Here is a 20930-nt window from a genome sequence, read left to right as displayed (position 1 = left end):
AGCGCCCTAGAGTTTTAAAAAAGAAGCGTTTTTTGAGTTTCAGCCTATAAATGCGGCATCGGCAAATTGGTTGCGCGGCGTGGCGGGGCGTAACCGGGTGGTGGCGTTGTGCGCGCCATGGGCGAATGCATAAATTTTGTTCGTTCGCTTTCGGTTGATGGCTTGCTGGAGCTGCATCAGAAAATCTGAAAGATGGTATCACGAAAAGGCCTTTGACCTTTTGCGGGGGTAGAGATATCGCCTTGCAGAGATGGCTCCGGTTTCTCCGCGGGGTGTTTGCCCGGCACCCGGCCCGCTCATTTTCCGGTTTGCCGAAGCCGCAGAAGTATCAATTCTCCGCATGTCTTATCGTCCGGGCCATGTCCGGTGACCATGTCATGCGGCACAGGGGATGTCCCATGTCGCTCGACCGTCTGGCTCCGGCCATCTTCGTCTTTCTGTGGTCGACCGGCTGGGTCACCGCCAAATATGCCGTCTATTATACCGGACCGCTGACGTTCCTCTGTCTGCGTTACATCCTGGCCGGTGCGCTGCTGTGGGGGATCTGCCGGCTCTCCTCCATTCCGTGGCCGGAGCGGCGGGCCGACGTTTTCCGGGCGATCCTGTCCGGCGTTTTCCTGCATGGCCTTTATCTCGGCATGATCTGGTGGGCGATAGGGCAGGGCGTGCCGGCGGCGATTGGCGGCATCATCGCCGGTTTGCAGCCGTTGATGACGGCGGTGGCCGCCCGTTACATGATCGGCGAAAAAATCTCGCCGCTGCAGAGGGCTGGCCTGCTTATCGGCTTTGCGGGCATCGCTATCGCGGTTCTCCCCAAAGTCATGGCGACGGGTGCGCTTGGCCTGTCGGTGCCGCTTTACGCGGTGGCGGTGAATGTGCTGGGCATGACGTCGGTGACCTATGGCACGCTCTACCAGAAGAAATACGTCCATGGCGGAAACATCATGGCGGTGGCCACACTGCAATATGTCGGCGCGCTTCTGGTGACGGTTCCCTTTGCGCTGCTGCTGGAGGATGGGCATGTGGACTGGAGCCTCGGGCTTGCCGCCACGCTTGCCTGGTCTGTCGGAGCTATCTCCATCGGCGCGGTGGCGCTGCTTCTTTACCTGATCCGGCGCGGGCAGGTCTCGCGGGCCGCCTCGTTGATCTATCTGGTGCCGCCGCTTGCGGCCGTGGAAGCCGCCCTGCTTTTCGGCGAAACGCTGACGCCGGCCATGATTGCCGGCACGGTTCTGGCGGTGACGGGGGTTTACCTCGCCAATCGCAAGCCTGCCGCAGCGGTTGCGGTACGTTAATTACCACAACCTCATATTAGGGGTTTGTTAACCATAAAATTATACCTCTCGTTAATCTAGAGATTTGGCGGGGGTTACATGTCTATTTCACGTCGTGGTGTTCTGTTCGGATTGCCGCTGTTTCTGGCCGGCTGCGCCAATACCGGCATCGGCCAGCAGAGGCTGAATTATGGGGCGAAGCCGGAGGAGAAATTCCCGCTTCCCGCCATGCATCTGGACAAGGTCAAGCCGGAGCTGCGCCGGCAGGAAGTCACCTATGACACTGCGCATCCGGCCGGAACGGTGGTTGTGGATACGCCGGCGCGGCGGCTCTATTATGTGCTGGGGGATGGCCGGGCCATGCGTTACGGCGTGGGTGTCGGTCGTCAGGGTCTAGCGCTGAAGGGCGATGCCTATATCGGCCGCAAGGCGGAATGGCCCTCCTGGACGCCGACCGCGAACATGATGCGTCGTGATCCGCGCAACCTGAAATTTGCCGGCGGCATGGCGGGCGGCCCGAACAATCCGCTCGGCGCGCGTGCCCTTTATCTTTATCGCGGCGGCAACGACACGATGTTCCGTCTGCACGGCACCAACCAGCCGCAATCCATCGGCCACGCCATGTCGAGCGGCTGCATCCGCATGCTCAACCACGACATCATCGATCTCTACAGCCGTGTGCCGGTCGGCTCTAAGGTGGTTGTGTTGCAGGCTTGAGGGAGAGGCGGATTTTTCCGCCTTTGCCACACGAAAAAATGTCTGAAGCCCTGAGTTGATTTTTCCGGATCGATGTGAGTTTTATACGGTGAAATCAACTATTTGTTGAAAATCGACTTTTGCTTATTTTAGGTAGTCCTGCAATATCGGAAACGTGATTTCCGCTCTTCGGGACGTGTATCCATAAACGTGCCAGCGCGCTCTGACAGGCGCTTCATCACTTCAACGGGGACACATCAACATGGCAGCTTTCGACAATCTCTCCCGCTACCGACCTTACGCCCTTGCGGCGCTGCGCATCATCGCGGCGCTGCTTTTCATCGAGCACGGAACACAGAAGCTCTTCGGCTTCCCGGCATCGCAGATGCAGGGTTCGCTGCCGACAATGCTGTTGGTGGCGGCGCTTCTGGAACTCGTCGGCGGCATTCTCGTGCTGATCGGCCTGTTCACGCGTCCGGTCGCCTTCATTCTTTCCGGCCAGATGGCTGTCGCCTATTTCATGGCGCATGCGCCAAGCAGCTTTTTCCCGGCCCTGAACGGCGGTGACGCTGCCATCCTGTTCTGCTTTGTCTTCCTTTATCTGGTCTTTGCCGGTCCGGGCGCTTTCTCGGCGGATGAACGCCGGGCCTGATCTGCGACCATTGTTCACCGGTCTCTTTTACCAAAGCCCCGCATGGTGATGGCCATGCGGGGTTTCATGTTTTCAAAGGGTGAAAACTTCGGCCGTCGCCGAAGCATAGATGGTTGTTTTCGGAGTAGGAACGGTTCATCCTGAACGCTGTTGGAAAAATCGATCCGTGACCTCTCAAAATCCCATTGCCCGCGAATTGTTGTTACTCGCCCTGCTGTCCACGCTGTGGGCGGCATCCTATACCTTCATCAAGATCGGGGTGGAGACGATACCGCCGATCACCTTCATCGCCTCGCGAACCCTGATCGCCGGGCTTTTGCTGCTGGCGGTCATCCGGCTGCGCGGGCTGCGTTTGCCGAGGGATTTTGCGACCTGGCGGCTTTTCTTCATTCAGGCCTGCATCAACAGCGTGTTGCCTTTCACGCTGATCGCCTGGGCGGAACAGAGCATCGATGCCGGTCTTGCCGTCATTCTCAATGCGACGACGCCGATCTTCACCTTTCTTCTCACGGCCCTCGTCATCCGTCACGAACAGGTCAGCGGGCGAAAGCTGTTCGGCACCATTGCGGGCATGACGGGTGTGTGCCTGATCATCGGTCTGGATGCGCTTGGTGGTGCGGGCGAGGCGCTATGGGGCCAGCTTGCGATGCTGACAGCAGCCTTTTCCTATGCCTGCGCCGCCATTTTCAGCAAGAACTTCAAGGGGCTCGATCCGATCATGCCGGCTGCCGGCTCGATGATTTGCGGTGCGGTCCTGCTATTGCCGGTTAGCCTGATCGTTGACCGGCCCTGGACATTGTCGCCTTCATCCGCGTCGCTTATCGCGCTTGTGTGCCTCAGCGTCTTTTCAACCGCCCTTGCCTTCATGATCTATTTCCGGCTGATGCAGACGCTGGGTTCGGTCGGCACCACCTCGCAGGCCTATTTGAGGGTCCCGGTGGGTGTCGCCATCGGCATGGTGTTTCTGGGTGAAGTGCCGACGACCGCCATGTGGGCGGGGCTCGTCTGCGTGATCGCCGGTGTGCTGGCCATGACCTTGCCATCGCGGCGTCGCCCGGTCGTGCAGGGCGGGTGAGAGGGCAAGGGTAGAGATATACCGAGAGGGCACCCCTCATCCGACCCTTCGGGCCACCTTCTCCCCGGCGGGGAGGAGAAACGCGCGACAACGCCGCGCCCGGAAAGATTTGCGCCCTTTGTCGTGCAGGGCGTTTGAAGGAAAAGAAAAACCCCGCTGGCGGTGGCCAGCGGGGTTCGATTGGTGAGCGAGCGATTGCGTCTTGTCGCCTTCTCCCAGGCAGGGCAAGTTAGCGGTTGCGGCCGCGATTGCCATTGCCGGAAGCGCGTTTTTCCTGGCCGTTGCCGCCAGCAGGCGCGTGGCGGTTGGCGCCGTTGCCGCCGGGCTTGCGGGCGGGGCGGCGGTGCTTGCGGGGGCCGGCGGGACGGCCTGCGTCGCCTTCAGCCTGCTTCACGCGCTTGAAGTCCGACGTGACTTCCAGATCGTTATCGGCATCACGCGGCGCGTGGTTGCGGGAAGGACGGGATTCACCATTGTGGCGTCCGCCTTCGCGGGGACCGCGCTGCTGGTGGCCGCCATTGTTGTTGCGGCCGCGGTTGTTGTTCGGGCGCGTCGGGCTGGCGAGACCGGCCGGGCGTTCGCCTGATGCAACCGGAATATCGATCTTCATCAGCTTTTCGATGTCGTGCAGCAGGCGGGTTTCGTCCGGTGCGCAAAATGCGATGGCGATGCCGTCGCGACCGGCACGGGCGGTACGGCCGATGCGGTGAACATAAGCATCAGGCACTTCCGGCAGGTCGTAGTTGAAGACATGCGTTACGGCCGGAATGTCGATGCCGCGGGCGGCGACGTCGGTTGCGACCAGTACCTTGATGTCACCATCCTTGAAGCCCTTCAGCGCCCGCTCGCGCTGGCCCTGGCTCTTGTTGCCATGGATGGAGGCGACCTTGAAGCCGATATGTTCGAGATGCTTGTAAAGCTTTTCCGCGCCATGCTTGGTGCGCAGGAAAACGATGGCGCGGCCATCCGGGTTCTCGTTCAGCGACTTCTTCAGGAGATCGGTCTTGTCGTTCTTGCCGGCGACGAAATGCACGTACTGCTCGACCTTGTCGGCAGCCTTGCCCGGAGGGGTCACTTCCACCTTGACCGGATCGGTCAGGTAGCTGTGCGAGAGATCGGCGATCGCCTTCGGCATGGTGGCCGAGAACAGAAGCGTCTGGCGCTTGGCCGGGACCATTCTGGAAATCTTGCGCAGGTCGTGGATGAAGCCGAGGTCGAGCATCTGGTCAGCTTCGTCAAGCACCAGATAGGTCACCTTGGAGAGCGAGATGGCGTTGCGGGCGATGAGGTCCAGCAGGCGGCCGGGGGTCGCCACCAGAATATCCGTGCCCTTTTCGAGCTGAAGCTGCTGCTTGTTGATCGACGCGCCGCCGACAACCTGGTTGATGCGCAGCGGCGTCTTCTTCACGAAGGAGCGCAGGTTGTCGCCGATCTGGTTTACCAGTTCGCGGGTCGGTGCGAGGATGAGGGTGCGGGCGGTGCGGTTTGCCGGACGGTCGGCCTGCTTCATCAGCATTTCGATGATCGGCAGGCCGAAGGCGGCCGTCTTGCCCGTACCGGTCTGTGCGAGGCCGATGAGGTCACGGCCTTCGAGCAGCAGCGGAATGGCCTTTGCCTGAATGGGGGTGGGAGTGGTGTAGCCAAGCTGGGTAACGCTGGCCACGATCTTTTCGGAGAGGCCGAGTTCGCTAAAACTGGTCAATATAGTGCCTTTCGGGGCGCCAAAACAAACTCAGCCGGAACAGGGCTGCTGTCCGGTGGTTTCGGCGTCAAGAACCCCGCGTGAATTGGGAACTTGTGGGTTGGAATAACTTTCTGCGCATCAGTGCGGCAAATGCCGTCTTCTGTATTCGTTGCGCTTTTCCTTCATGCGGGCCAGGTCTTCCTGATCATACGCTGCAGCTCACGCGGCTGCCGAAGGTGAAAGCTTGACCGGCATGTGGGCGTTTTGTCGGTTAAAGTCAAGCAATAGTTTTGTAACGCCGTTGCCCGGCGGCGCATGGCAGCCATGCGCAAGGTCGGTCGTTTACGGTCGGAATGGTGCGGCCGGGGTGAATAATTATGGTTAAAAAAGGGTAACGGTTCCGTCTCGTACATAGCAAAGAGCGATTTTCTCACATAACGTTTTTTGCAACGACGTCCGGAAATATTTGATTCGACAGGGATGGAACTGCACGGTGTGGAGTATCGATTGACCGAAGGCAGCGGGTTGCTGGAAAAAGCTTACAGGGCCGTTGCGGCTCTGGACCTGCCCGCGTGCATCAAGGACAGCGAGCTTCGCTATCTCATGGTCAATTCAGCCTATGCCCGGGTCATGGGGCGACCGGCTGCGGCGTTTCCGGGCCATACCAGTTTTTCCCTTTCCGCCGACATTTACGACGCCGAGCGTGAGGACAGGGAGCGCCGCTCGCTGGTCTTTGCTACGGACGAGGTGATCAGCTGCCATGGCGCGGCATCCTCCGGTCCTCACAGGCTTCGCTGCGAGCGCTTTATCGGCGACGATGGCAATCTGTTCCTGTTTGAAGTGTTCGAGGAAATGCCGTCTGCAATCGTTGAAGGTTTTCCGGGCGGTGGCGGCAGTGCCTTTGACCTGTTGTTCGGCAGCGGCGTCATCGATCTCATCGATGCCGGCATCGTGATTTATGACCGTGACAACCGGCTGATCTATTGCAACACGCGCTTTGCGGAATTCTACAGCGCCTTCGGCGTCGAGCTGAAGCCTGGCGTGCGGCTTGAGACGTTGATGGAGGCGGTCTATTTTTCGAGCGGCTACAGCAGCGGGAAAAAAGACGATTCCGCATTCGAAGGGTGGATGCGGGAGCAATTGCGGGATTTTTCCCTGCCCTATCTCGAAAGGGTAGAGCAGTTTGCCGACGGCCGCTGGGTGCGCATGGTCAACAAGCGGCTGGAAAACGGCATGCTGGTCGGGCTGCGCGTCGATGTGACGGAGTTCAAGGCGCACGAGGCGCTTCTCAGCACACAGATCCGCGAGACCTGGCTGCTACGGGCGGCGTTGGAGCAATTGCCGGTGGCGGTCTTCCTGCGGGACGATGAGCGTCGCCTGACCTTTGCCAATACGGCTTACGAACAATTCCTCGGAGGCGATCTCACCCGCTATATCGGCATGACCGAAAGCGAGATGTTTCCGGATGACAGCGAACGGTTCCGGATCGAAAACGAGCGGCTTCTTGCAACCGGCGAAGCGATAGAGAAAGCAGAGACCCTGCCGTTGCCGGATGGCGGCTCCGTTCCCGTGATAACCCGGGTTGGCCGGGTGGCGACACCCGACGACGAATATTATCTGGTCGGCTCCATCACCGATGTCAGCCTGCTTGATGAGCGGGAAAAGGCGCTGATCGCCGCACAGGCGCAGGCTGAGGCGCTGCACCGCCAGCTGGAGGCGGTTCTCCACGCCCTGCCTGTCGGCGTGCTGCTCCTCAACGCCGATCTCGTCATCGAATATGTCAATCCGTTCTTCCATGAAGTCTGGGGCGAAATCGGCGGCGAGAAGTCGCTCGTCGGCAAAAGCTATCGGGAATTCATGGAGATGAATTTCGACAGCGGCCTTTACGACTATGGCGACATGCCCTTCGAGGAGCTTTATAACCAGCGCGCGGAGCGGCTTCTCAAGGAAGAGGTTTTCACGCCGCGCGAGGTTCGCAGCAAAAGCGGCAAGGTGACCGTCATTTCGAAAACCCGTCTTGATGGTGGGAAAATCCTCAGCACCTATGCGGATGTGACGGATGTGCGCATGCGCGACGCCGAGATCAGCAAGGCGAAGGCCGAGCTGGAGCGTGTCGGCGAATATATGCAGGGCGCGACGCGCGCCATGGCGCAGGGGCTTGTGCTTGTCGAGCAGGGCACGATCATCATGTCCAACGAGGCCATGGCGCGAATGTTCGACGTGCCGCCACATTTGCTGGAAAAAGGCAGGAACTGGTCTGGTTTCTTTGCCCATTGCGCCGGGCGCGGGGATTTCGGCAGCGACGAGGCGGCAGCAGGGACGCTCGCCGCCTGGAGAGAGAATATCGCCGCCAACAGGCCGTTCTCCTGGCTCATTCATGTCGCCGGCAAGACCTGGCTCAATCTGGAGGCGACAAACAGTTCCGGCAATTACTGGCTCATCATCGTCACCGACGTAACCGACATGAAGATGCGTGAGGAAGAATTGCAGCGGCTGCTCTCGCGGGCGGAGGCTGCGGACCGCGCCAAATCGGAGTTCCTGGCCAATATGAGCCACGAAATCCGCACGCCCATGAACGGCGTGCTCGGCATGGCGGAGCTGCTGGCCAAGTCCAATCTCGATACGCGCCAGAAGACCTTCACCGATATTATCGTCAAATCCGGCAATGCGCTTCTGACGATCATCAACGACATTCTCGATTTCTCCAAGATCGAGGCCGGGCAGATGCGGCTGCGCAGCGTGCCTTTCGATCCTGCCGAGGCGGTGGAGGACGTGGTTTCCCTGCTATCCTCGGCGGCGCTGGAAAAGGACATCGAACTGGTCGTCCGGATCGATCCTTCGGCTTTCGGCAAGGTCATGGGTGACGCCGGACGGTTCCGCCAGATCGTCACCAACCTTGTTGGAAACGCCGTCAAATTCACGGAAACGGGGCATGTGCTGATCGAGCTTTCGGCGCAGTCGGCGGAGGCGTCCGAGGCGATCCTGTCGTTGCGGGTGGAAGACAGCGGCATCGGCATTCCGGCCGACAAGCTGGAAACGATCTTCGACAAGTTCAGCCAGGTGGACGGTTCAGCGACGCGCCGGCATGAGGGAACGGGACTGGGGCTGGCGATCACCGTCGGCCTCGTCGGTCTTTTCGACGGCGTGATCAATGTCGTGAGCGAGATCGGTAAAGGATCGACCTTCGACGTCAATATTCCTTTCCAGCTCATCGAAAGACGGCGCGATGTTCCGCTTCCGGTCATGGCGATCGACGATATCAGGGTGCTCGTCATCGATGACAACGATGTCAATCGCCGCATATTGACCGAGCAGCTGAGGACATGGGGTATCGACGGCCATGCGGTTGAGGATGGGCCTTCCGGCCTTGCCGTGCTGCAGGAGGCCGCCGCCCTCGGCTTTGCCATCGATGCTATCATCCTCGACTATCACATGCCCGTTATGAACGGGCTGGATGTGGTCGAGAGGATCAGGGCGGATCGTCGATTCGACGACATCGCCATCGTGTTCCTGACCTCAATGGATGTCGTCGGTGACGAAACGCTGTTTACGGATCTCAGCGTGCAGGCGCATCTCATGAAACCGGCACGGGCGCGTCTTTTACGCTCGACCCTGTTCGATGTGGTGCGGGATGTGCGGTTGAAGCGCGCCCGTCAGCATCCGTCCGCACCGGGCGGGGCAGAGGGCGGCACTGCGCCTGTCCGGCCGGAAAGCGGCCCTGCCGAAAAGAAGCAGAAGGCTGTCCCGGCGGCGGCATCCAGCCGGCGTCGGCCCTGTCTTGTCGATGTGCTGGTTGCCGAGGACAATGACGTCAACCAGATCGTCTTCACCCAGATATTGCAGCAGGCCGGTTTGCGCTTCCTGATCGTCGGCAATGGCAAGAAGGCTGTTCAGGCCTGGGAAGAGTATAATCCCGCCGTCATCCTCATGGACGTTTCCATGCCTGTCATGAACGGGCATCAGGCGACACTGGCGATCCGGGCCGCCGAACAGGTCGCCGCCGACGGCCGGCATGTTCCGATCATTGGCGTTACCGCCCATACGCAGGACGCGGATCGCGAGCTCTGCCTTGCGGCCGGCATGGATGATTATCTGTCGAAGCCCATCAGTCCTGAAATCCTTGAGGACAAGATCGCGCAATGGCTGGGAGACAGCGGTGCGCGCCGCGACGCACCGAGCGTCTGATGATCCGGCAACGCGGGCAACTTAGCCGGACCGCTTGGTGCCGCAGAGCATTTCCCGCTTTCCCGCAAAACCCTTGCGGCGCTCCAGGTCAAAACCGGCAGCGATGAGATTGCGGCGGACGAAGCCAGCGGCGGCATAGGTGGCGAATGTGCCTCCCGGTGCTGTCTTGCCGAACAGCGTCTGCATGATTTCCAGCGACCACATGTCCGGATTGCGGGCAGGCGCGAAACCATCCAGAAACCAGGCGTCGAAGCTTTCGGTTCGGCTTGCAATGCCGGCGAGCGCTTCGCCGCACACCACCGTCAGGCGCGTGTCTGCGTCCAGCTCGATCTCGACTTCGCCTTTGGGTTCCTCGGGCCAGCGGGCAACCAGCGCCCTGCGTTCGGCATCCACTTCCGGCCAGCGGGAAAGCGCCCGGTCGATCTCGTCGGCCTTCATGGGGTATAGTTCGAAGGACATGAAATGCAGTGTGGAACGGCCGTTGTGTGCTTCTTTCCGGGCCTGTTTCCATTGGCGCCAGGTTTCGCAGAGATTGAGGCCGGTGCCGAAGCCGAGTTCACCGATGCGGAAGACGCCCTCCCGCTCAAGCCAGCGCTGCGGCAGGCCGTTTCCGGAGAGGAAGACATGGCCGCATTCCAGCCTGCCATCCGTCTGGCAATAAAAATGATCGTCAAAGGCCAGCGAATAGGGCATATCCCCCTCACGCCAGTCGAGGGCCGTCTGGTTTTTTCCGGTTGCCGAACCTGTAGCCGGGCCGGTCTCTGCGATAGTTTCGTTGGAATGTTTCATGGCTAAAGCCGATAATCCCGCTTTCGAACAGGGTCAATCGCCAAGATTGCAGGGCTCCGTGCCGCTGCTCATCGTCGGCGGCGGTATCATGGGCCTGTGGGCCGCCATCAAGGCGGAACGGCTCGGTATCGATGCCCTGCTGGTGGAAGCGGACCGGACTGGCGGCGGGGCGAGCGGCGGGCTTCTGGGCGCGCTGATGCCGCATATGCCCGACCGCTGGTCGGACAAGAAGCAGTTCCAGTTCGATGCCCTTGTCGCGCTCGAAAAAGAGGTCGCCGATCTGGAGGCTGAGACCGGGCTTTCCGCAGGCTATCGGCGGTGCGGTCGGATCATTCCCCTGCCGAAACCGCATCTGCGTACGATTGCCGAACGGCACCAGCGGGATGCCGGGGAAAACTGGATATCCGGAGAGCATCGGTTCCATTGGCATGTCGGTGACAGCCCTTCCGTTGCCGGATGGGTGGATGATGCGGCGGGAGAGGCGGGCTTCGTGCTCGATACGCTGGCGGCGAGGGTTGCCCCGCGCGCCATGATCACCCTTCTCTCGGCTTTCCTGGGTAAGGCCCGGCATGTCAGCGTTGTCGAACAGTGCCGTGTTGTTTCGCTCGATCCGCATAGCGGACGGGCAATGCTGTCGTCGGGAGACGAGCTGCTCTTTGGCCATGTCATCGTCGCGAATGGGCATGGTTCTTTCCCCATGATCCGCGATGCGCTGGGTCTCGAAGCCGGTGTCGGGCTTGGTCAGGCGGTGAAGGGGCAGGCGGCCCTTCTTGACGCGGCGGCCGATCCGGCCATGCCTGTCGTGTTCCTGAATGGGCTTTATATCGTGCCGCATGAGGACGGCACCGTCGCCATTGGCAGTACCAGCGAAGATTGTTTTTCCGAGCCTTTCAGTACCGATGAAAAGCTGGAAAAATTACTTGCCGAGGCCTGTCGGGTGGTGCCCTCGCTTGCCCATGCGCCAGTGCTGGAGCGCTGGGCCGGTCTGCGGCCCAAGGCGATTGGAAGGGACCCTATGGTTGGGTCGGTTGCCGGCTATCCGACGCTTGTTGCGCTGTCGGGCGGCTTCAAGGTCAGCTTCGGCCTTGCCCATTTTCTTGCCGATGCGGCGCTGCAAACCGTGTGCGGTCACACACCTGTCATCCCTTCCGGGTTCCGTCTTCAAGAACACGTGAGTATTGCCGTTGCGGACTTTAGAAAGTCCTGATCAGGCCCGCCACGTCGTTAATCTGTCACGCAAATCACTTATCTGCTGGCCTGCAACGAGGCCGTTTTGGCCGTTTTGCGTCGAGGTGACAGCGCATGCGATACGCCATTCATTTCACGCCTTCCCCCAATGACCCCCTGACGCAGGCGGCAGCTGCGTGGTTGGGGCGCGATGCCTATTCCGGTCAGGCGGTGGAGCCGCCCGGCATGATCGATCTCGGCATGCAGGAGATTTCCTACCATACGGCACTGCCGCGCCGTTATGGTTTCCATGGCACGATAAAGGCGCCTTTCCGGCTTGCCGAAGGCCATTCGGAAGCCGCGCTTCTGCGCGACCTGATGTATTTTTCCGGTAAGCAGGAACCCTTCGTGTTGCCACAACTAGTGGTGGCAAGGCAGGAGAATGTTTTCAGCCTCGTTCCCGAGCGTCCTTGCGAAGTGCTGCATTTTTTTGCCGCCCGGGTGGTGCAGGAATTCGACCGTTACCGCGCGCCGCTTTCCGAAGCGGAAATAGAGCGGGCGGATCCCGACCGGCTTTCTGCTTCGCAGCTGACCAATCTGCATCGCTGGGGCAGCCCGCATGTGATGGATGAGTTCCGCTTTCAGATGTCGCTGACGGGTGGCGTCGAACCCTCCAGCAGCCAGAGGATCGAGCGCGCCGTGCGCAAGGTTTTCGAGCCGCTCCTGACGCGGACGCTGCCGTTTTCCAGCCTCGCGCTGTTCATCGAGGATGAACCTGGTGCGCCTTTCCGGGTGCACTCGCTTCATCCCATGGGCCGCGTTTCCGCCCGCAGGATCGCCTGACAAACGCCGCACAGAAATCGTACACAAAAAAGCATCGGAATGTCGGCAAAATTCATCTCGACATTCCGGATGCGGATGCTACCGTCGCCGCATCGCATGTCTGAAGCGTGTCGAGTTCTCCCGTTTCCGGGATCGGGCTCTTCAGAGGCTTGTTTGCTTCCCGAGAGCGGTTTCCGCTTTGGGAGAGATGTTTTGGGTGGCTGAATGATTTCCGAGAACTATTCCCGCAATCTGGTGGGCTACGGTCGCAATGTTCCCGACCCGAAATGGCCGGGTGGCGCGCGTATCGCAGTGCAATTCGTGATCAATTACGAGGAGGGTGGCGAGAGCTGCATTCTCGACAATGACAAGGCGTCGGAATCGCTGCTGTCGGAAATCGTCGGTGCTCAGCCCTGGCCTGGCCAGCGGAACCTGAACATGGAATCGATCTATGAATATGGTTCGCGCGCCGGTTTCTGGCGGCTGTGGCGCATGTTCACCGGTCTCGGCGTCACCACCACCGTTTATGGCGTGACCGCCGCCATGGCCCGTAATCCGGAAGCCGTTGCGGCGATGAAGGAAGCGGGCTGGGAGATCGCCAGCCACGGCTATCGCTGGCTGGAATACAAGGATTTTTCCGAGGAGGAGGAACGCAAGCACATAAGCGAAGCCGTGCGCCTGCATAAGGAGGTTACCGGCGAGCGTCCCTACGGCATGTATCAGGGCAAACCTTCGGACAATACGCTGCGCCTTGTCATGGAAGAAGGCGGTTTCCTCTATTCGTCGGATTCTTATGCGGACGATCTGCCCTATTGGGTGAAGGGCGTGAAAGACGAGCCGTTCCTGATCATTCCCTATACGCTTGAAACCAACGATATGCGTTTTGCCACGCCGCAGGGCTTCAATTCCGGCGACCAGTTCTTCACCTATCTGAAGGATGCTTTCGACGTGCTTTATCAGGAAGGTGCCGAAGGTGCGCCGAAGATGATGAGCATTGGCCTGCATTGCCGTCTTGTCGGCCGTCCCGGCCGTGCGGCGGCTCTTCGCCGTTTCATCGAATATGTGCTTGGCCACGAGAAGGTGTGGATCCCGCAGCGCATCGAGATCGCGCGTCACTGGCATGAACATCACAAGCCGGAGACGCTTTGATGACGCGTGAGGACTTTGTCAGCCGTTTCGGCGGCGTGTTCGAACATTCACGCTTTATCGCCGAACGGGCTTATGATGCTGGCGGGATCGGTGCTGCCTTGACGGCAAAGGCGGTTCACGCCGCGCTCACCGCGCAATTCCGCGCCGCTTCAGAGGCCGAACGGCTTGGTGTATTGCGGGCGCATCCCGATCTTGCCGGCAAGCTGGCGATTGCGGGGGAGCTGACCGCCGATAGTCGCAATGAACAGGCCGGTGCAGGGCTAGACCGGCTTACCCCGGGAGAGCACGCCCGTTTTACCGCATTGAACGGCGCCTATACCGAAAAATTCGGCTTTCCCTTCATCATTGCGGTCAAGGGGCTGAACAGGCACGATATTCTTTCCGCCTTCGAGACGCGCATCGGCAACAATGCGGCCGAAGAATTTGAGACGGCGACGGCGCAGGTGGAGAAGATTGCCTGGCTGCGCCTTTCCGCGATGCTGCCGGAAGGCTGAATTGGCGAGTGGTGGCCGTTCTGCTAGAATCGCGCCGTCTGGAGATTGAGACCATGAGACCTTCCGAGGTGCTGGAAAGGAACAGGGAAGCGATTCGCGAAGCGACGAAACGCTTCAACGCGGCAAACCCGCGCGTGTTCGGCTCCGTCGCCCGCGGCGAGGACCGGCCGGACAGCGATCTCGATATTCTGGTGGATGCGCTGCCGGGGGCAACTCTGTTCGATCTGGGCGGCCTGTTGGAAGAGCTATCGGCCATCATGCGCGGCACAGAAATTCATCTGTTGACGCCGGGGGACTTTCCCGAGCGCGTCCGTGTGAAGGTTCTGCAGGAAGCGAAGCCTGTATGAGCGTCGAGCGGCTGCACGTTTATCTTCAGGATATCAGGCAAGTTGCTTCGGAAACCATCGACTTCGTTCGACTAAAAACGAAGGATGAATTTTTGGCTGATCTCGTCCGCCAACGGGCAGTCGCTATGAACCTTCTGATTATCGGCGAAACGACCGCGAGGATAATGGAAGAGTTCCCCGCTTTCGTGGCGGATTTTCCCGATATCCCGTGGGTTAAGATGCGCGGCATGCGAAACAGGATCGCGCATGGTTATATGAGCATCAATCTGGAAACGGTCTGGGATACGACACAGACGGCGATACCGGATCTTCTGGATAGACTCTCCCTCCTCCGAAACTGGCATGCCCAAGGTGAATGACATTTGACTGATTTTCTTGACATAAAACCTCTCACCAAAGAGGCTTTCGCATCCTTCGGCGATGTGATCGAAACGACACCCTCTTCCATGCGGCATATCAATGGCGGCCAGACCGAGCGGCATCATGCGCTCGCAGCCCCGGAGGCGGCGGGTGAGGGCGCGCGTATCATTCTCAACATTTTCCGTGGACAGCCGCGCGCTTTTCCCCATGCAATAGAGATGATGGAGCGGCATCCGCTCGGCAGCCAGAGTTTTTCGCCGCTTTCCGGCAGACCTTTCCTCGTCGTCGTTGCGGAAGATGACGGCGGCCGGCCCGCGCGGCCGCAGGTGTTTCTGGCGCGTGGCGATCAGGGCGTGAATTACCGCCGCAATGTCTGGCATTATCCGCTGATGCCATTGCAGGCGGTTTCGGATTTTCTGGTTGCCGACCGCGATGGGCCGGGTAACAATCTGGAAGAGTATTTTTTCGACAAGCCCTATATGATCGCGGAGCCCAATCCATGACCGGTCTGACTACTCATGTCCTCGACGCCGCCCATGGCACGCCCGCCGAAGGGCTGACCATCGAGCTTTACCGGCTTTCCGGTGATCGCCGCGAGAAGCTGAAGACGGTAAAGACCAATAGCGACGGCCGTGTGGATGGCGGGCCGCTGCTTTTGGGTGAGAGTTTCAAGGCCGGGGAATATGAACTGGTTTTCCACGCCGGCGATTATCTGCGCGGCAGGGGCGTCCAACTGGCGGAGCCGGCCTTTCTCGACATTATTCCCATCCGTTTCGGCATTGCCGATGAAAGCGGCCATTACCATGTGCCGCTCCTGCTTTCGCCCTATAGCTATTCTACCTATCGAGGAAGCTGATTGCCATGATCTTTGCCGCCATTGCCGATATTCACGGAAACTGCGCCGCTCTCGAGGCTGTGCTTGAGGATATCGCCAGGCTTGGCATCAAGGACATCGTCAATCTCGGCGATTGTTTCAGCGGCCCGCTGGAAGCGGGGTTTACCGGCGATGTGCTTGTTAGCAACTGGATTCCCAGCATTCGCGGCAATCATGACCGGGAACTGCTCGAGCGGGCGCCGGAGGAGATGGGAAGCTGGGAAAGACCGGCGCATGCGCAGCTGAGCGCCGCCCATCTGGACTGGCTGCGCACCCTGCCGTTCAGCATGGTTTTCAAGGATGTCGCTTATTGCTGCCACGGTTCGCCGCGCGGCGATCTGGAATATTGGCTGGAGACGCTTTCGCCGGAAGGCGTGCTGAAACTGCGGCCGCTGGCGGAGATCGAAGCTATCGCTGACGGCATCACCCAGCCGCTGATGCTCTGCGGTCACACGCATATTCCTCGTGCGGTACAGCTTTCCGACGGCCGGCTGATCGTCAATCCCGGCAGCGTCGGTTGCCCCGGCTGGAAGGACGACATGCCTTTCGACCATCACGTCGAGGCGGGCCATCCGCTTGCGACCTATGCCGTGCTGGAAGAGACAGCGCGCGGCTGGCAGGTCTATTTCCGGAACATCCGCTACGACAATCTGGCCATGGCCGAGATGGCGAAGGCCAACGGGATTCCGTATCTGGCCGATGCTCTGGCGAGCGGTTGGCTGAAGCGGTAGAGGTCACCCCTCGCTGGTCATCACCACACAAGCATAGGATTGCGCCTTCAGTTCCTTGCAGGCGGAAACCGCTGAGGACTGGTCTTCAAAGCCGGTGAAGCGGGCGCGGTAGAGCGTCGCCGATCCGCTTTGCACGGCTTCGGTATAGGGGGCGATCCCGGCATAGCTGCCGATGTTGGAGCGGGCATTGGCGAGCAGCGAGCGGGCGGCGGCTTCGCTGTCGGTCGCGGCAATCTGTACTTCCCAGCGGCTTCTCTGGCCGGTGGGCTGGCCGATGGCAGCGGCGGGGGCGGGTTTCGGAATGGCCGAGACCTGGATCATATCCGCCATCTGGTTATTGGCCGTGGCGATCTGCATGGCGACCGGGTCGGAGCGGCGTTCGGCGAACATCGGCAGTGGTACGGCTGCGGGCGGCACATCGAAGGTGCGGCTGACATTGGCGCTGGCGACGAGCTGTTCCGTGTTGCGGCTTTTCGATGCCTGCGGCACGGCCTTGTCGAGAAGCGCGGCCATCTGCGCATCGCGGCTGCGTGCCGTCTTGCCGCCCAGCACGACGCCGACAACGCGGCGACCATTGTGATTGATGGCGCTGACAAGGTTGAAGCCGGAGGCGTTGGTGTAACCGGTCTTGATGCCGTCCATGCCCTGATAACGATACATCAGATTATTGTGGCCACGGATGCGCTTGCCGCGGAAACTGAAGGATTCCATGGCGAAGAGGCCATATTCCTTGGGAAAGTCGCGCTGCAGCGCAAGGCCGAGCCTGGCCATGTCACGCGCCGTCGTGACCTGCGATTTGCTGGGCAGGCCGGAAGCGTTGCGGAACACCGTTTTCGTCATGCCCAGCTGGCGGGCCTTGCGGGTCATCATCTCGGCAAACCTTGCCTCGGAGCCGCCAAGGTGATCGCCCATGCCTTCTGCCATGTCGTTGGCGGATTTGACGATCATGCCATAAACGGCCTCACGCACGGTGAAGGTCTGGCCCTGGCGCACATAAAGCTTCGAGGGGATGGTGGCTGCGCCGTTCTTGGACATGGTGATCTTCTGGTCCCAGCGAAGCCGGCCGGCATGCAGCGCTTCGAAGGTCATGTAGAGCGTCATCATCTTGGTCAGCGAAGCGGGGTGGTTCAGCACATCGGCATTGCGGGCTGCCAGAACCTTGCCAGTATTGGCATCCATGATGAAGTGGGCGTAGCCGGCCTGCGCAGGCGATGCCTGCAATGAGAGGATCGCGCAAAAGAAGGTGAGTGCGAAGACCCATGCACCCGCCATTCCCCGTTTGACCGTTCCCGACATAATCCACCCCTTTTGTTCGATCGCCGCAATGAGCGAAGTTTTACTGACACTTTCCGGCAGCAAAACCGCTAAAACTTTAGAGATCGCTTTCATGCTTAATTAAGAATGAATTTCAACCCGCACGCGGCCTCCACAATTTCCTTGAAAAGAAACCATCCATCCGGTATGTTTAAAAGCATGACAAATGCACATGAACGTAAGAAGCAACCCGAGGTCGTGCGTCGCAATCTTCTGGATTGCGCGGCGAAACTTGCTGCTGATCAGGGTGTTGCCGCACTTTCGGTGCAGGCGGTGGCCAATGCGGCCGGGGTGACGAAAGGCGGACTGTTCCACCATTTCGCCTCCAAGCAGGTTCTGCTGGAAGCGGTGATGGCGGACCTGATTTCGGCGCTGGATGCGGAAATCGATGCGCTCATCTCACAGGATTGTGAAGCTTACGGATGCTTCACGCGGGCCTATGTGAACGCGGTTTTTGCCGATCGCGGCCGGGATTCGGGCAGGCAATGGGCCGCGCTGTCGGTTTCCATGGTCGGTGAACCGTCGCTTCGGCGCATGTGGACCAGCTGGTTCGAGGGGCGCCTGAGCCGTCATAAAGAAACGGATGACCGAGTGGTACTGGAACTGGTGCGGCTTGCGGCTGACGGCATCTGGTTTGCCGATCTTCTGGCCGATGATGGCAGGGCAGGTGGTGACAGGGCGGCTCTCAAGACGCAGATGATCGCCCAGACGAAAAAGGAAATGGAACGATGAATGCGGCTGTCTTTACCTATGGAGCGCTTGTAGCGGCCATTGTCTGCGAGGTGATCGCGACCTCATTCCTGCAGCAGTCGCAGCAATTCACCCGGCTTTTGCCGACAGTGCTGATGGCGCTGTTTTATGGCGCGGCCTTTTATCTGCTGTCGTTTACGCTGCGGGCCATGCCGGTCGGCGTGGCCTATGCGATCTGGAGCGGGCTCGGCATCGTGCTGATTTCCGGCATCGGCTATTTCGTGTTCCGCCAGACGCTGGATTTCGCCGCCGTGGTTGGTCTCGGGTTTATCGTGACGGGGGTGGTGATCGTGAATGTGTTTTCGAAGACGGTGGGGCATTGAGACTGGCTGCTGAGGTCCTTCGCGAGGATAACATCCGCACGCCGTCACCCCGGACCTGATCCGGGGTCCAGCGATTAAGGACTTGATCGCATAATACGCTCTTCACGGCGCAGACGCGCCGTGGCTGGATGCCGGATCAAGTCCGGCATGACGGCAAAGAATGGAGCGACCTCCGACGTATCGCCGCAGCGCCTTCTGCCTTGTCCAACATCACGCCAGAATGCTGCGGTCCACATCCGTAATCAGCCTTTTGCCGCAAAGCGCCATGCTGACATCCATCTCCTTGCGGATGATTTCGAGCGCCGTGGTCACGCCCTGTTTGCCGTCGGCACCGAGGCCATAGAGGAAGGGTCGGCCGATATAGGTGCCTTTGGCGCCGAGCGCCACGGCTTTCAGCACGTCCTGGCCGGAGCGGATGCCGCCATCCATATGCACCTCGACTTTATCGCCGACGGCATCGACGATCTTCGGCAGCATGGCGATGGAGGAGTGCGCACTGTCGAGCTGGCGGCCACCATGGTTGGAGACGATGATGGCGTCGGCGCCGGTATCGAGCGAGGCGCGTGCATCTTCCTCGTCAAGGATGCCCTTGAGGATCAGCTTGCCGCCCCAGCGTTCCTTGATCCATTCGACATCCTTCCACGACAGGCGCGGATCGAACTGCTCCGCCGTCCAGGAGGAGAGCGAGGAGAGGTCGGAGACATTTTTGGCGTGGCCGACGATATTGCCGAAGCTGCGGCGCTTGGTGCGAGCCATGTCCATGCACCACTTCGGCCGGGTCGCCATCTGCCAGATATGTTTCGGGGTGAATTTCGGCGGTGCGGAGAGGCCGTTGCGAAGGTCCTTGTGGCGCTGGCCGAGAATTTGCAGGTCGAGTGTGAGCACCAGCGCCGAGCAGCCGGCGGCCTTGGCGCGGTCGATGAGATTATTGACGAAGTCCCGGTCTTTCATCACGTAGAGCTGGAACCAGAAGGGTTTCGAGGTGACGGAGGCAACATCCTCGATGGAGCAGATGCTCATGGTGGAAAGCGTGAAAGGCACGCCGAATTCTTCGGCTGCTTTTGCGGCCAGCATTTCGCCATCGGCATGCTGCATGCCGGTGAGCCCGGTGGGGGAGAGCGCCACCGGCATCGAAACCTTCTGGCCGATCATTTCGGTGGCCAGCGACCGGTCGGTCATATCCACCAGCACGCGCTGGCGTAGCTTTATCTTGGAAAAATCATCCTCATTGGCGCGGTAGGTGCTTTCCGTCCACGCGCCGCTATCGGCATAGTCGAAAAACATTTTTGGCACACGGCGCTGAGCCTGTTGCTTCAGGTCCGCTATGGTCAGGATTTTGCCCATGGATAAAGCCTTCACATTTGAATGATGGCTTCACATAACATGAATGGGACGGCTGCAACATCAAAATCGACGGGGTGGATCACCAGAAAGCCCGCAAAAACAGCTCGGCTCCCAATAAAAGCAGGCAGATGAGGAACCAGCGCCGGAATGTTGCCGGGCTGACGATGTTACGGATCTTCTGTCCGAGCCACATGCCGAGAAGCGCGGGCAACACGACGAGTGCGGAAAGCGACAGATGTTCGACGCGGAAGGCGTCTTGAGACGCAAGGCCGGCTGCAAGTGCAATGGTCGAAACCGTGAAGGAAAGGCCGAGCGCCTGCACGAGATCGTCGCGGTTGAAACCGAGCGACTGGATATAGGGCACGGCGGGCACGACGAAAATTCCGGTGCCGCCGGTCAGCAGGCCGGTTGTCAGCCCGATGGCCGGCGAGAGGCTGGATTCCAGCCGTGCCGGAACGGAGAGGGGTTTGGCGAAGAGGCTGTAGGCCGCATAAGCAGCAAGGCACAGGCCGAGCGCCGAGGTGGTCCAGATGCCGGTGCCTGCCGTCATCAGCCGGATGCCGATGAGAGTGCCGCCGGCGATGGCGATCATCATCGGCCACAGCCGCGCGACGATGGCCCTGAAATCCGGCCCGGCCAGCAATTGCCAGATATTGGTAACGAAGGAGGGCAGGATCAGCAGCCCTGCGGCAAGGACGGGCGGCATGAACAGGCCGAGCACGCCCATGGCGACGGTGGGCAGTCCCATGCCGGTCACGCCCTTGACGATGCCCGCGACGGTGAAGGTGGCAAAAACCATCAGCATGGTGGTTGTGTCTAAATCCGGCACGGCGCACTCCAGAGGTCATTTGCATTTCGGCCGGTGTGGCGTCAGCTTGTCGTTAGAAGCGAGCGGACGCG

Annotated in this window: 21 protein-coding genes; 16 read left to right on the top strand and 5 right to left on the bottom strand. The window is 60.1% G+C overall.

Going from position 1 to position 20930, the window contains the following annotated elements; genetic code table 11:
- Nucleotides 1-398 precede the first annotated feature (398 nt).
- The 4 genes from AGR13A_RS11495 (at nucleotide 399) to AGR13A_RS11480 (ending at nucleotide 3697) form a co-directional block, all read left to right on the top strand.
- Nucleotides 399-1295 (top strand): DMT family transporter, encoded by an 897-nt coding sequence (locus tag AGR13A_RS11495; RefSeq protein WP_035220070.1) that lies wholly within the window; start codon nucleotides 399-401, stop codon nucleotides 1293-1295.
- Between the two features lie 78 nt (nucleotides 1296-1373).
- Nucleotides 1374-1991, top strand: a complete 618-nt coding sequence (locus tag AGR13A_RS11490) for a L,D-transpeptidase (RefSeq protein ID WP_035220071.1) — start codon at nucleotides 1374-1376, stop codon at nucleotides 1989-1991.
- A gap of 241 nt (nucleotides 1992-2232) precedes the next feature.
- Nucleotides 2233-2622 carry a DoxX family protein gene (locus tag AGR13A_RS11485; RefSeq protein WP_035220073.1) on the top strand — a complete coding sequence of 130 codons (390 nt, stop codon included), beginning with the start codon at nucleotides 2233-2235 and terminating at the stop codon, nucleotides 2620-2622.
- A 166-nt stretch (nucleotides 2623-2788) separates the two neighbouring features.
- A complete protein-coding gene (locus AGR13A_RS11480; protein ID WP_080835637.1) occupies nucleotides 2789-3697 on the top strand; it encodes a DMT family transporter in 909 nt (302 codons plus the stop codon).
- Between the two features lie 229 nt (nucleotides 3698-3926).
- Here the strand turns inward: AGR13A_RS11480 and AGR13A_RS11475 are convergent, their stop codons facing one another.
- On the bottom strand, nucleotides 3927-5399 hold the full coding sequence (locus AGR13A_RS11475) for a DEAD/DEAH box helicase (protein ID WP_035220075.1): 1473 nt from the start codon (nucleotides 5397-5399) through the stop codon (nucleotides 3927-3929).
- A 462-nt stretch (nucleotides 5400-5861) separates the two neighbouring features.
- Here AGR13A_RS11475 and AGR13A_RS11470 point away from each other — a divergent pair, with 462 nt between their 5' ends.
- Complete coding sequence (locus tag AGR13A_RS11470; RefSeq protein ID WP_080835635.1) at nucleotides 5862-9566, top strand: PAS domain-containing hybrid sensor histidine kinase/response regulator; 3705 nt, start codon at nucleotides 5862-5864, stop codon at nucleotides 9564-9566.
- A 21-nt stretch (nucleotides 9567-9587) separates the two neighbouring features.
- Here the strand turns inward: AGR13A_RS11470 and mnmD are convergent, their stop codons facing one another.
- Complete coding sequence (mnmD, locus tag AGR13A_RS11465; protein ID WP_080835633.1) at nucleotides 9588-10355, bottom strand: tRNA (5-methylaminomethyl-2-thiouridine)(34)-methyltransferase MnmD; 768 nt, start codon at nucleotides 10353-10355, stop codon at nucleotides 9588-9590.
- Between mnmD and AGR13A_RS11460 the strand changes: the two genes are divergently transcribed.
- The 9 genes from AGR13A_RS11460 to AGR13A_RS11420 all read left to right on the top strand — a co-directional run bounded on the left by AGR13A_RS11460 (nucleotide 10354) and on the right by AGR13A_RS11420 (nucleotide 16299).
- Nucleotides 10354-11562, top strand: a complete 1209-nt coding sequence (locus AGR13A_RS11460; RefSeq protein ID WP_080835630.1) for an NAD(P)/FAD-dependent oxidoreductase — start codon at nucleotides 10354-10356, stop codon at nucleotides 11560-11562. The genes mnmD and AGR13A_RS11460 overlap by 2 nt on opposite strands.
- Before the next feature lie 95 nt (nucleotides 11563-11657).
- Nucleotides 11658-12365 carry a DUF1045 domain-containing protein gene (locus tag AGR13A_RS11455; RefSeq protein ID WP_080835628.1) on the top strand — a complete coding sequence of 236 codons (708 nt, stop codon included), beginning with the start codon at nucleotides 11658-11660 and terminating at the stop codon, nucleotides 12363-12365.
- Between the two features lie 204 nt (nucleotides 12366-12569).
- Nucleotides 12570-13493 (top strand): allantoinase PuuE, encoded by a 924-nt coding sequence (gene puuE, locus AGR13A_RS11450; RefSeq protein WP_080835625.1) that lies wholly within the window; start codon nucleotides 12570-12572, stop codon nucleotides 13491-13493.
- The gene (gene uraD / locus AGR13A_RS11445; protein WP_080835621.1) at nucleotides 13490-13987 is read left to right on the top strand and encodes a 2-oxo-4-hydroxy-4-carboxy-5-ureidoimidazoline decarboxylase; all 498 of its coding nucleotides are present in this window, start codon (nucleotides 13490-13492) and stop codon (nucleotides 13985-13987) included. The genes puuE and uraD overlap by 4 nt, the downstream gene beginning before the upstream one ends.
- A gap of 53 nt (nucleotides 13988-14040) precedes the next feature.
- Nucleotides 14041-14334 carry a nucleotidyltransferase family protein gene (locus tag AGR13A_RS11440; RefSeq protein ID WP_080836783.1) on the top strand — a complete coding sequence of 98 codons (294 nt, stop codon included), beginning with the start codon at nucleotides 14041-14043 and terminating at the stop codon, nucleotides 14332-14334.
- Nucleotides 14331-14693: a HepT-like ribonuclease domain-containing protein gene (locus AGR13A_RS11435; protein WP_080835619.1), complete on the top strand. Its 363-nt coding sequence runs from the start codon at nucleotides 14331-14333 to the stop codon at nucleotides 14691-14693. Before AGR13A_RS11440 ends, AGR13A_RS11435 begins: the two co-directional genes overlap by 4 nt.
- Nucleotides 14694-14696: 3 nt before the next feature.
- Nucleotides 14697-15197, top strand: a complete 501-nt coding sequence (locus AGR13A_RS11430; protein WP_080835616.1) for an ureidoglycolate lyase — start codon at nucleotides 14697-14699, stop codon at nucleotides 15195-15197.
- Nucleotides 15194-15550, top strand: a complete 357-nt coding sequence (uraH, locus tag AGR13A_RS11425; protein ID WP_080835613.1) for a hydroxyisourate hydrolase — start codon at nucleotides 15194-15196, stop codon at nucleotides 15548-15550. The genes AGR13A_RS11430 and uraH overlap by 4 nt, the downstream gene beginning before the upstream one ends.
- Before the next feature lie 5 nt (nucleotides 15551-15555).
- Nucleotides 15556-16299 (top strand): metallophosphoesterase family protein, encoded by a 744-nt coding sequence (locus AGR13A_RS11420; RefSeq protein WP_080835607.1) that lies wholly within the window; start codon nucleotides 15556-15558, stop codon nucleotides 16297-16299.
- Between the two features lie 3 nt (nucleotides 16300-16302).
- Here the strand turns inward: AGR13A_RS11420 and AGR13A_RS11415 are convergent, their stop codons facing one another.
- Complete coding sequence (locus AGR13A_RS11415; protein ID WP_167377537.1) at nucleotides 16303-17571, bottom strand: D-alanyl-D-alanine carboxypeptidase; 1269 nt, start codon at nucleotides 17569-17571, stop codon at nucleotides 16303-16305.
- 189 nt (nucleotides 17572-17760) lie between these two features.
- Here AGR13A_RS11415 and AGR13A_RS11410 point away from each other — a divergent pair, with 189 nt between their 5' ends.
- Nucleotides 17761-18345: a TetR/AcrR family transcriptional regulator gene (locus tag AGR13A_RS11410; protein WP_080835604.1), complete on the top strand. Its 585-nt coding sequence runs from the start codon at nucleotides 17761-17763 to the stop codon at nucleotides 18343-18345.
- The gene (locus tag AGR13A_RS11405; protein ID WP_035220097.1) at nucleotides 18342-18686 is read left to right on the top strand and encodes a DMT family transporter; all 345 of its coding nucleotides are present in this window, start codon (nucleotides 18342-18344) and stop codon (nucleotides 18684-18686) included. Before AGR13A_RS11410 ends, AGR13A_RS11405 begins: the two co-directional genes overlap by 4 nt.
- Before the next feature lie 210 nt (nucleotides 18687-18896).
- Here AGR13A_RS11405 and AGR13A_RS11400 read toward each other — a convergent pair whose 3' ends face one another.
- Together AGR13A_RS11400 and AGR13A_RS11395 are read right to left on the bottom strand one after the other, a co-directional pair.
- Nucleotides 18897-20030 (bottom strand): alpha-hydroxy acid oxidase, encoded by a 1134-nt coding sequence (locus AGR13A_RS11400; RefSeq protein ID WP_167377475.1) that lies wholly within the window; start codon nucleotides 20028-20030, stop codon nucleotides 18897-18899.
- Between the two features lie 79 nt (nucleotides 20031-20109).
- Nucleotides 20110-20829, bottom strand: coding sequence for a sulfite exporter TauE/SafE family protein (locus AGR13A_RS11395; protein ID WP_080836779.1), 720 nt, complete (start codon nucleotides 20827-20829; stop codon nucleotides 20110-20112).
- Nucleotides 20830-20930: the final 101 nt, after the last annotated feature.

Source organism: Agrobacterium genomosp. 13 str. CFBP 6927 (assembly GCA_900012615.1).
GTDB lineage: Bacteria > Pseudomonadota > Alphaproteobacteria > Rhizobiales > Rhizobiaceae > Agrobacterium.
The sequence above is the reverse complement of the archived record's forward strand: the minus strand, read 5'-3'. Positions and strand labels throughout refer to the sequence as shown.

What these genes read in the sequence shown, in the direction of transcription:
- AGR13A_RS11470 (WP_080835635.1), top strand. Translation starts at nt 5,862, where the DNA reads ATGGAACTGCACGGTGTGGAGTATCGATTGACCGAAGGCAGCGGGTTG.
- AGR13A_RS11405 (WP_035220097.1), top strand. Translation starts at nt 18,342, where the DNA reads ATGAATGCGGCTGTCTTTACCTATGGAGCGCTTGTAGCGGCCATTGTC.
- AGR13A_RS11415 (WP_167377537.1), bottom strand. Translation starts at nt 17,571, where the DNA reads ATGGCGGGTGCATGGGTCTTCGCACTCACCTTCTTTTGCGCGATCCTC.
- AGR13A_RS11420 (WP_080835607.1), top strand. Translation starts at nt 15,556, where the DNA reads ATGATCTTTGCCGCCATTGCCGATATTCACGGAAACTGCGCCGCTCTC.
- AGR13A_RS11410 (WP_080835604.1), top strand. Translation starts at nt 17,761, where the DNA reads ATGTTTAAAAGCATGACAAATGCACATGAACGTAAGAAGCAACCCGAG.
- uraH (WP_080835613.1), top strand. Translation starts at nt 15,194, where the DNA reads ATGACCGGTCTGACTACTCATGTCCTCGACGCCGCCCATGGCACGCCC.
- mnmD (WP_080835633.1), bottom strand. Translation starts at nt 10,355, where the DNA reads ATGAAACATTCCAACGAAACTATCGCAGAGACCGGCCCGGCTACAGGT.
- AGR13A_RS11495 (WP_035220070.1), top strand. Translation starts at nt 399, where the DNA reads ATGTCGCTCGACCGTCTGGCTCCGGCCATCTTCGTCTTTCTGTGGTCG.
- AGR13A_RS11435 (WP_080835619.1), top strand. Translation starts at nt 14,331, where the DNA reads ATGAGCGTCGAGCGGCTGCACGTTTATCTTCAGGATATCAGGCAAGTT.
- AGR13A_RS11395 (WP_080836779.1), bottom strand. Translation starts at nt 20,829, where the DNA reads ATGGTTTTTGCCACCTTCACCGTCGCGGGCATCGTCAAGGGCGTGACC.
- AGR13A_RS11455 (WP_080835628.1), top strand. Translation starts at nt 11,658, where the DNA reads ATGCGATACGCCATTCATTTCACGCCTTCCCCCAATGACCCCCTGACG.
- AGR13A_RS11460 (WP_080835630.1), top strand. Translation starts at nt 10,354, where the DNA reads ATGGCTAAAGCCGATAATCCCGCTTTCGAACAGGGTCAATCGCCAAGA.
- AGR13A_RS11400 (WP_167377475.1), bottom strand. Translation starts at nt 20,030, where the DNA reads ATGGGCAAAATCCTGACCATAGCGGACCTGAAGCAACAGGCTCAGCGC.
- AGR13A_RS11440 (WP_080836783.1), top strand. Translation starts at nt 14,041, where the DNA reads ATGAGACCTTCCGAGGTGCTGGAAAGGAACAGGGAAGCGATTCGCGAA.
- AGR13A_RS11485 (WP_035220073.1), top strand. Translation starts at nt 2,233, where the DNA reads ATGGCAGCTTTCGACAATCTCTCCCGCTACCGACCTTACGCCCTTGCG.
- puuE (WP_080835625.1), top strand. Translation starts at nt 12,570, where the DNA reads ATGATTTCCGAGAACTATTCCCGCAATCTGGTGGGCTACGGTCGCAAT.
- AGR13A_RS11490 (WP_035220071.1), top strand. Translation starts at nt 1,374, where the DNA reads ATGTCTATTTCACGTCGTGGTGTTCTGTTCGGATTGCCGCTGTTTCTG.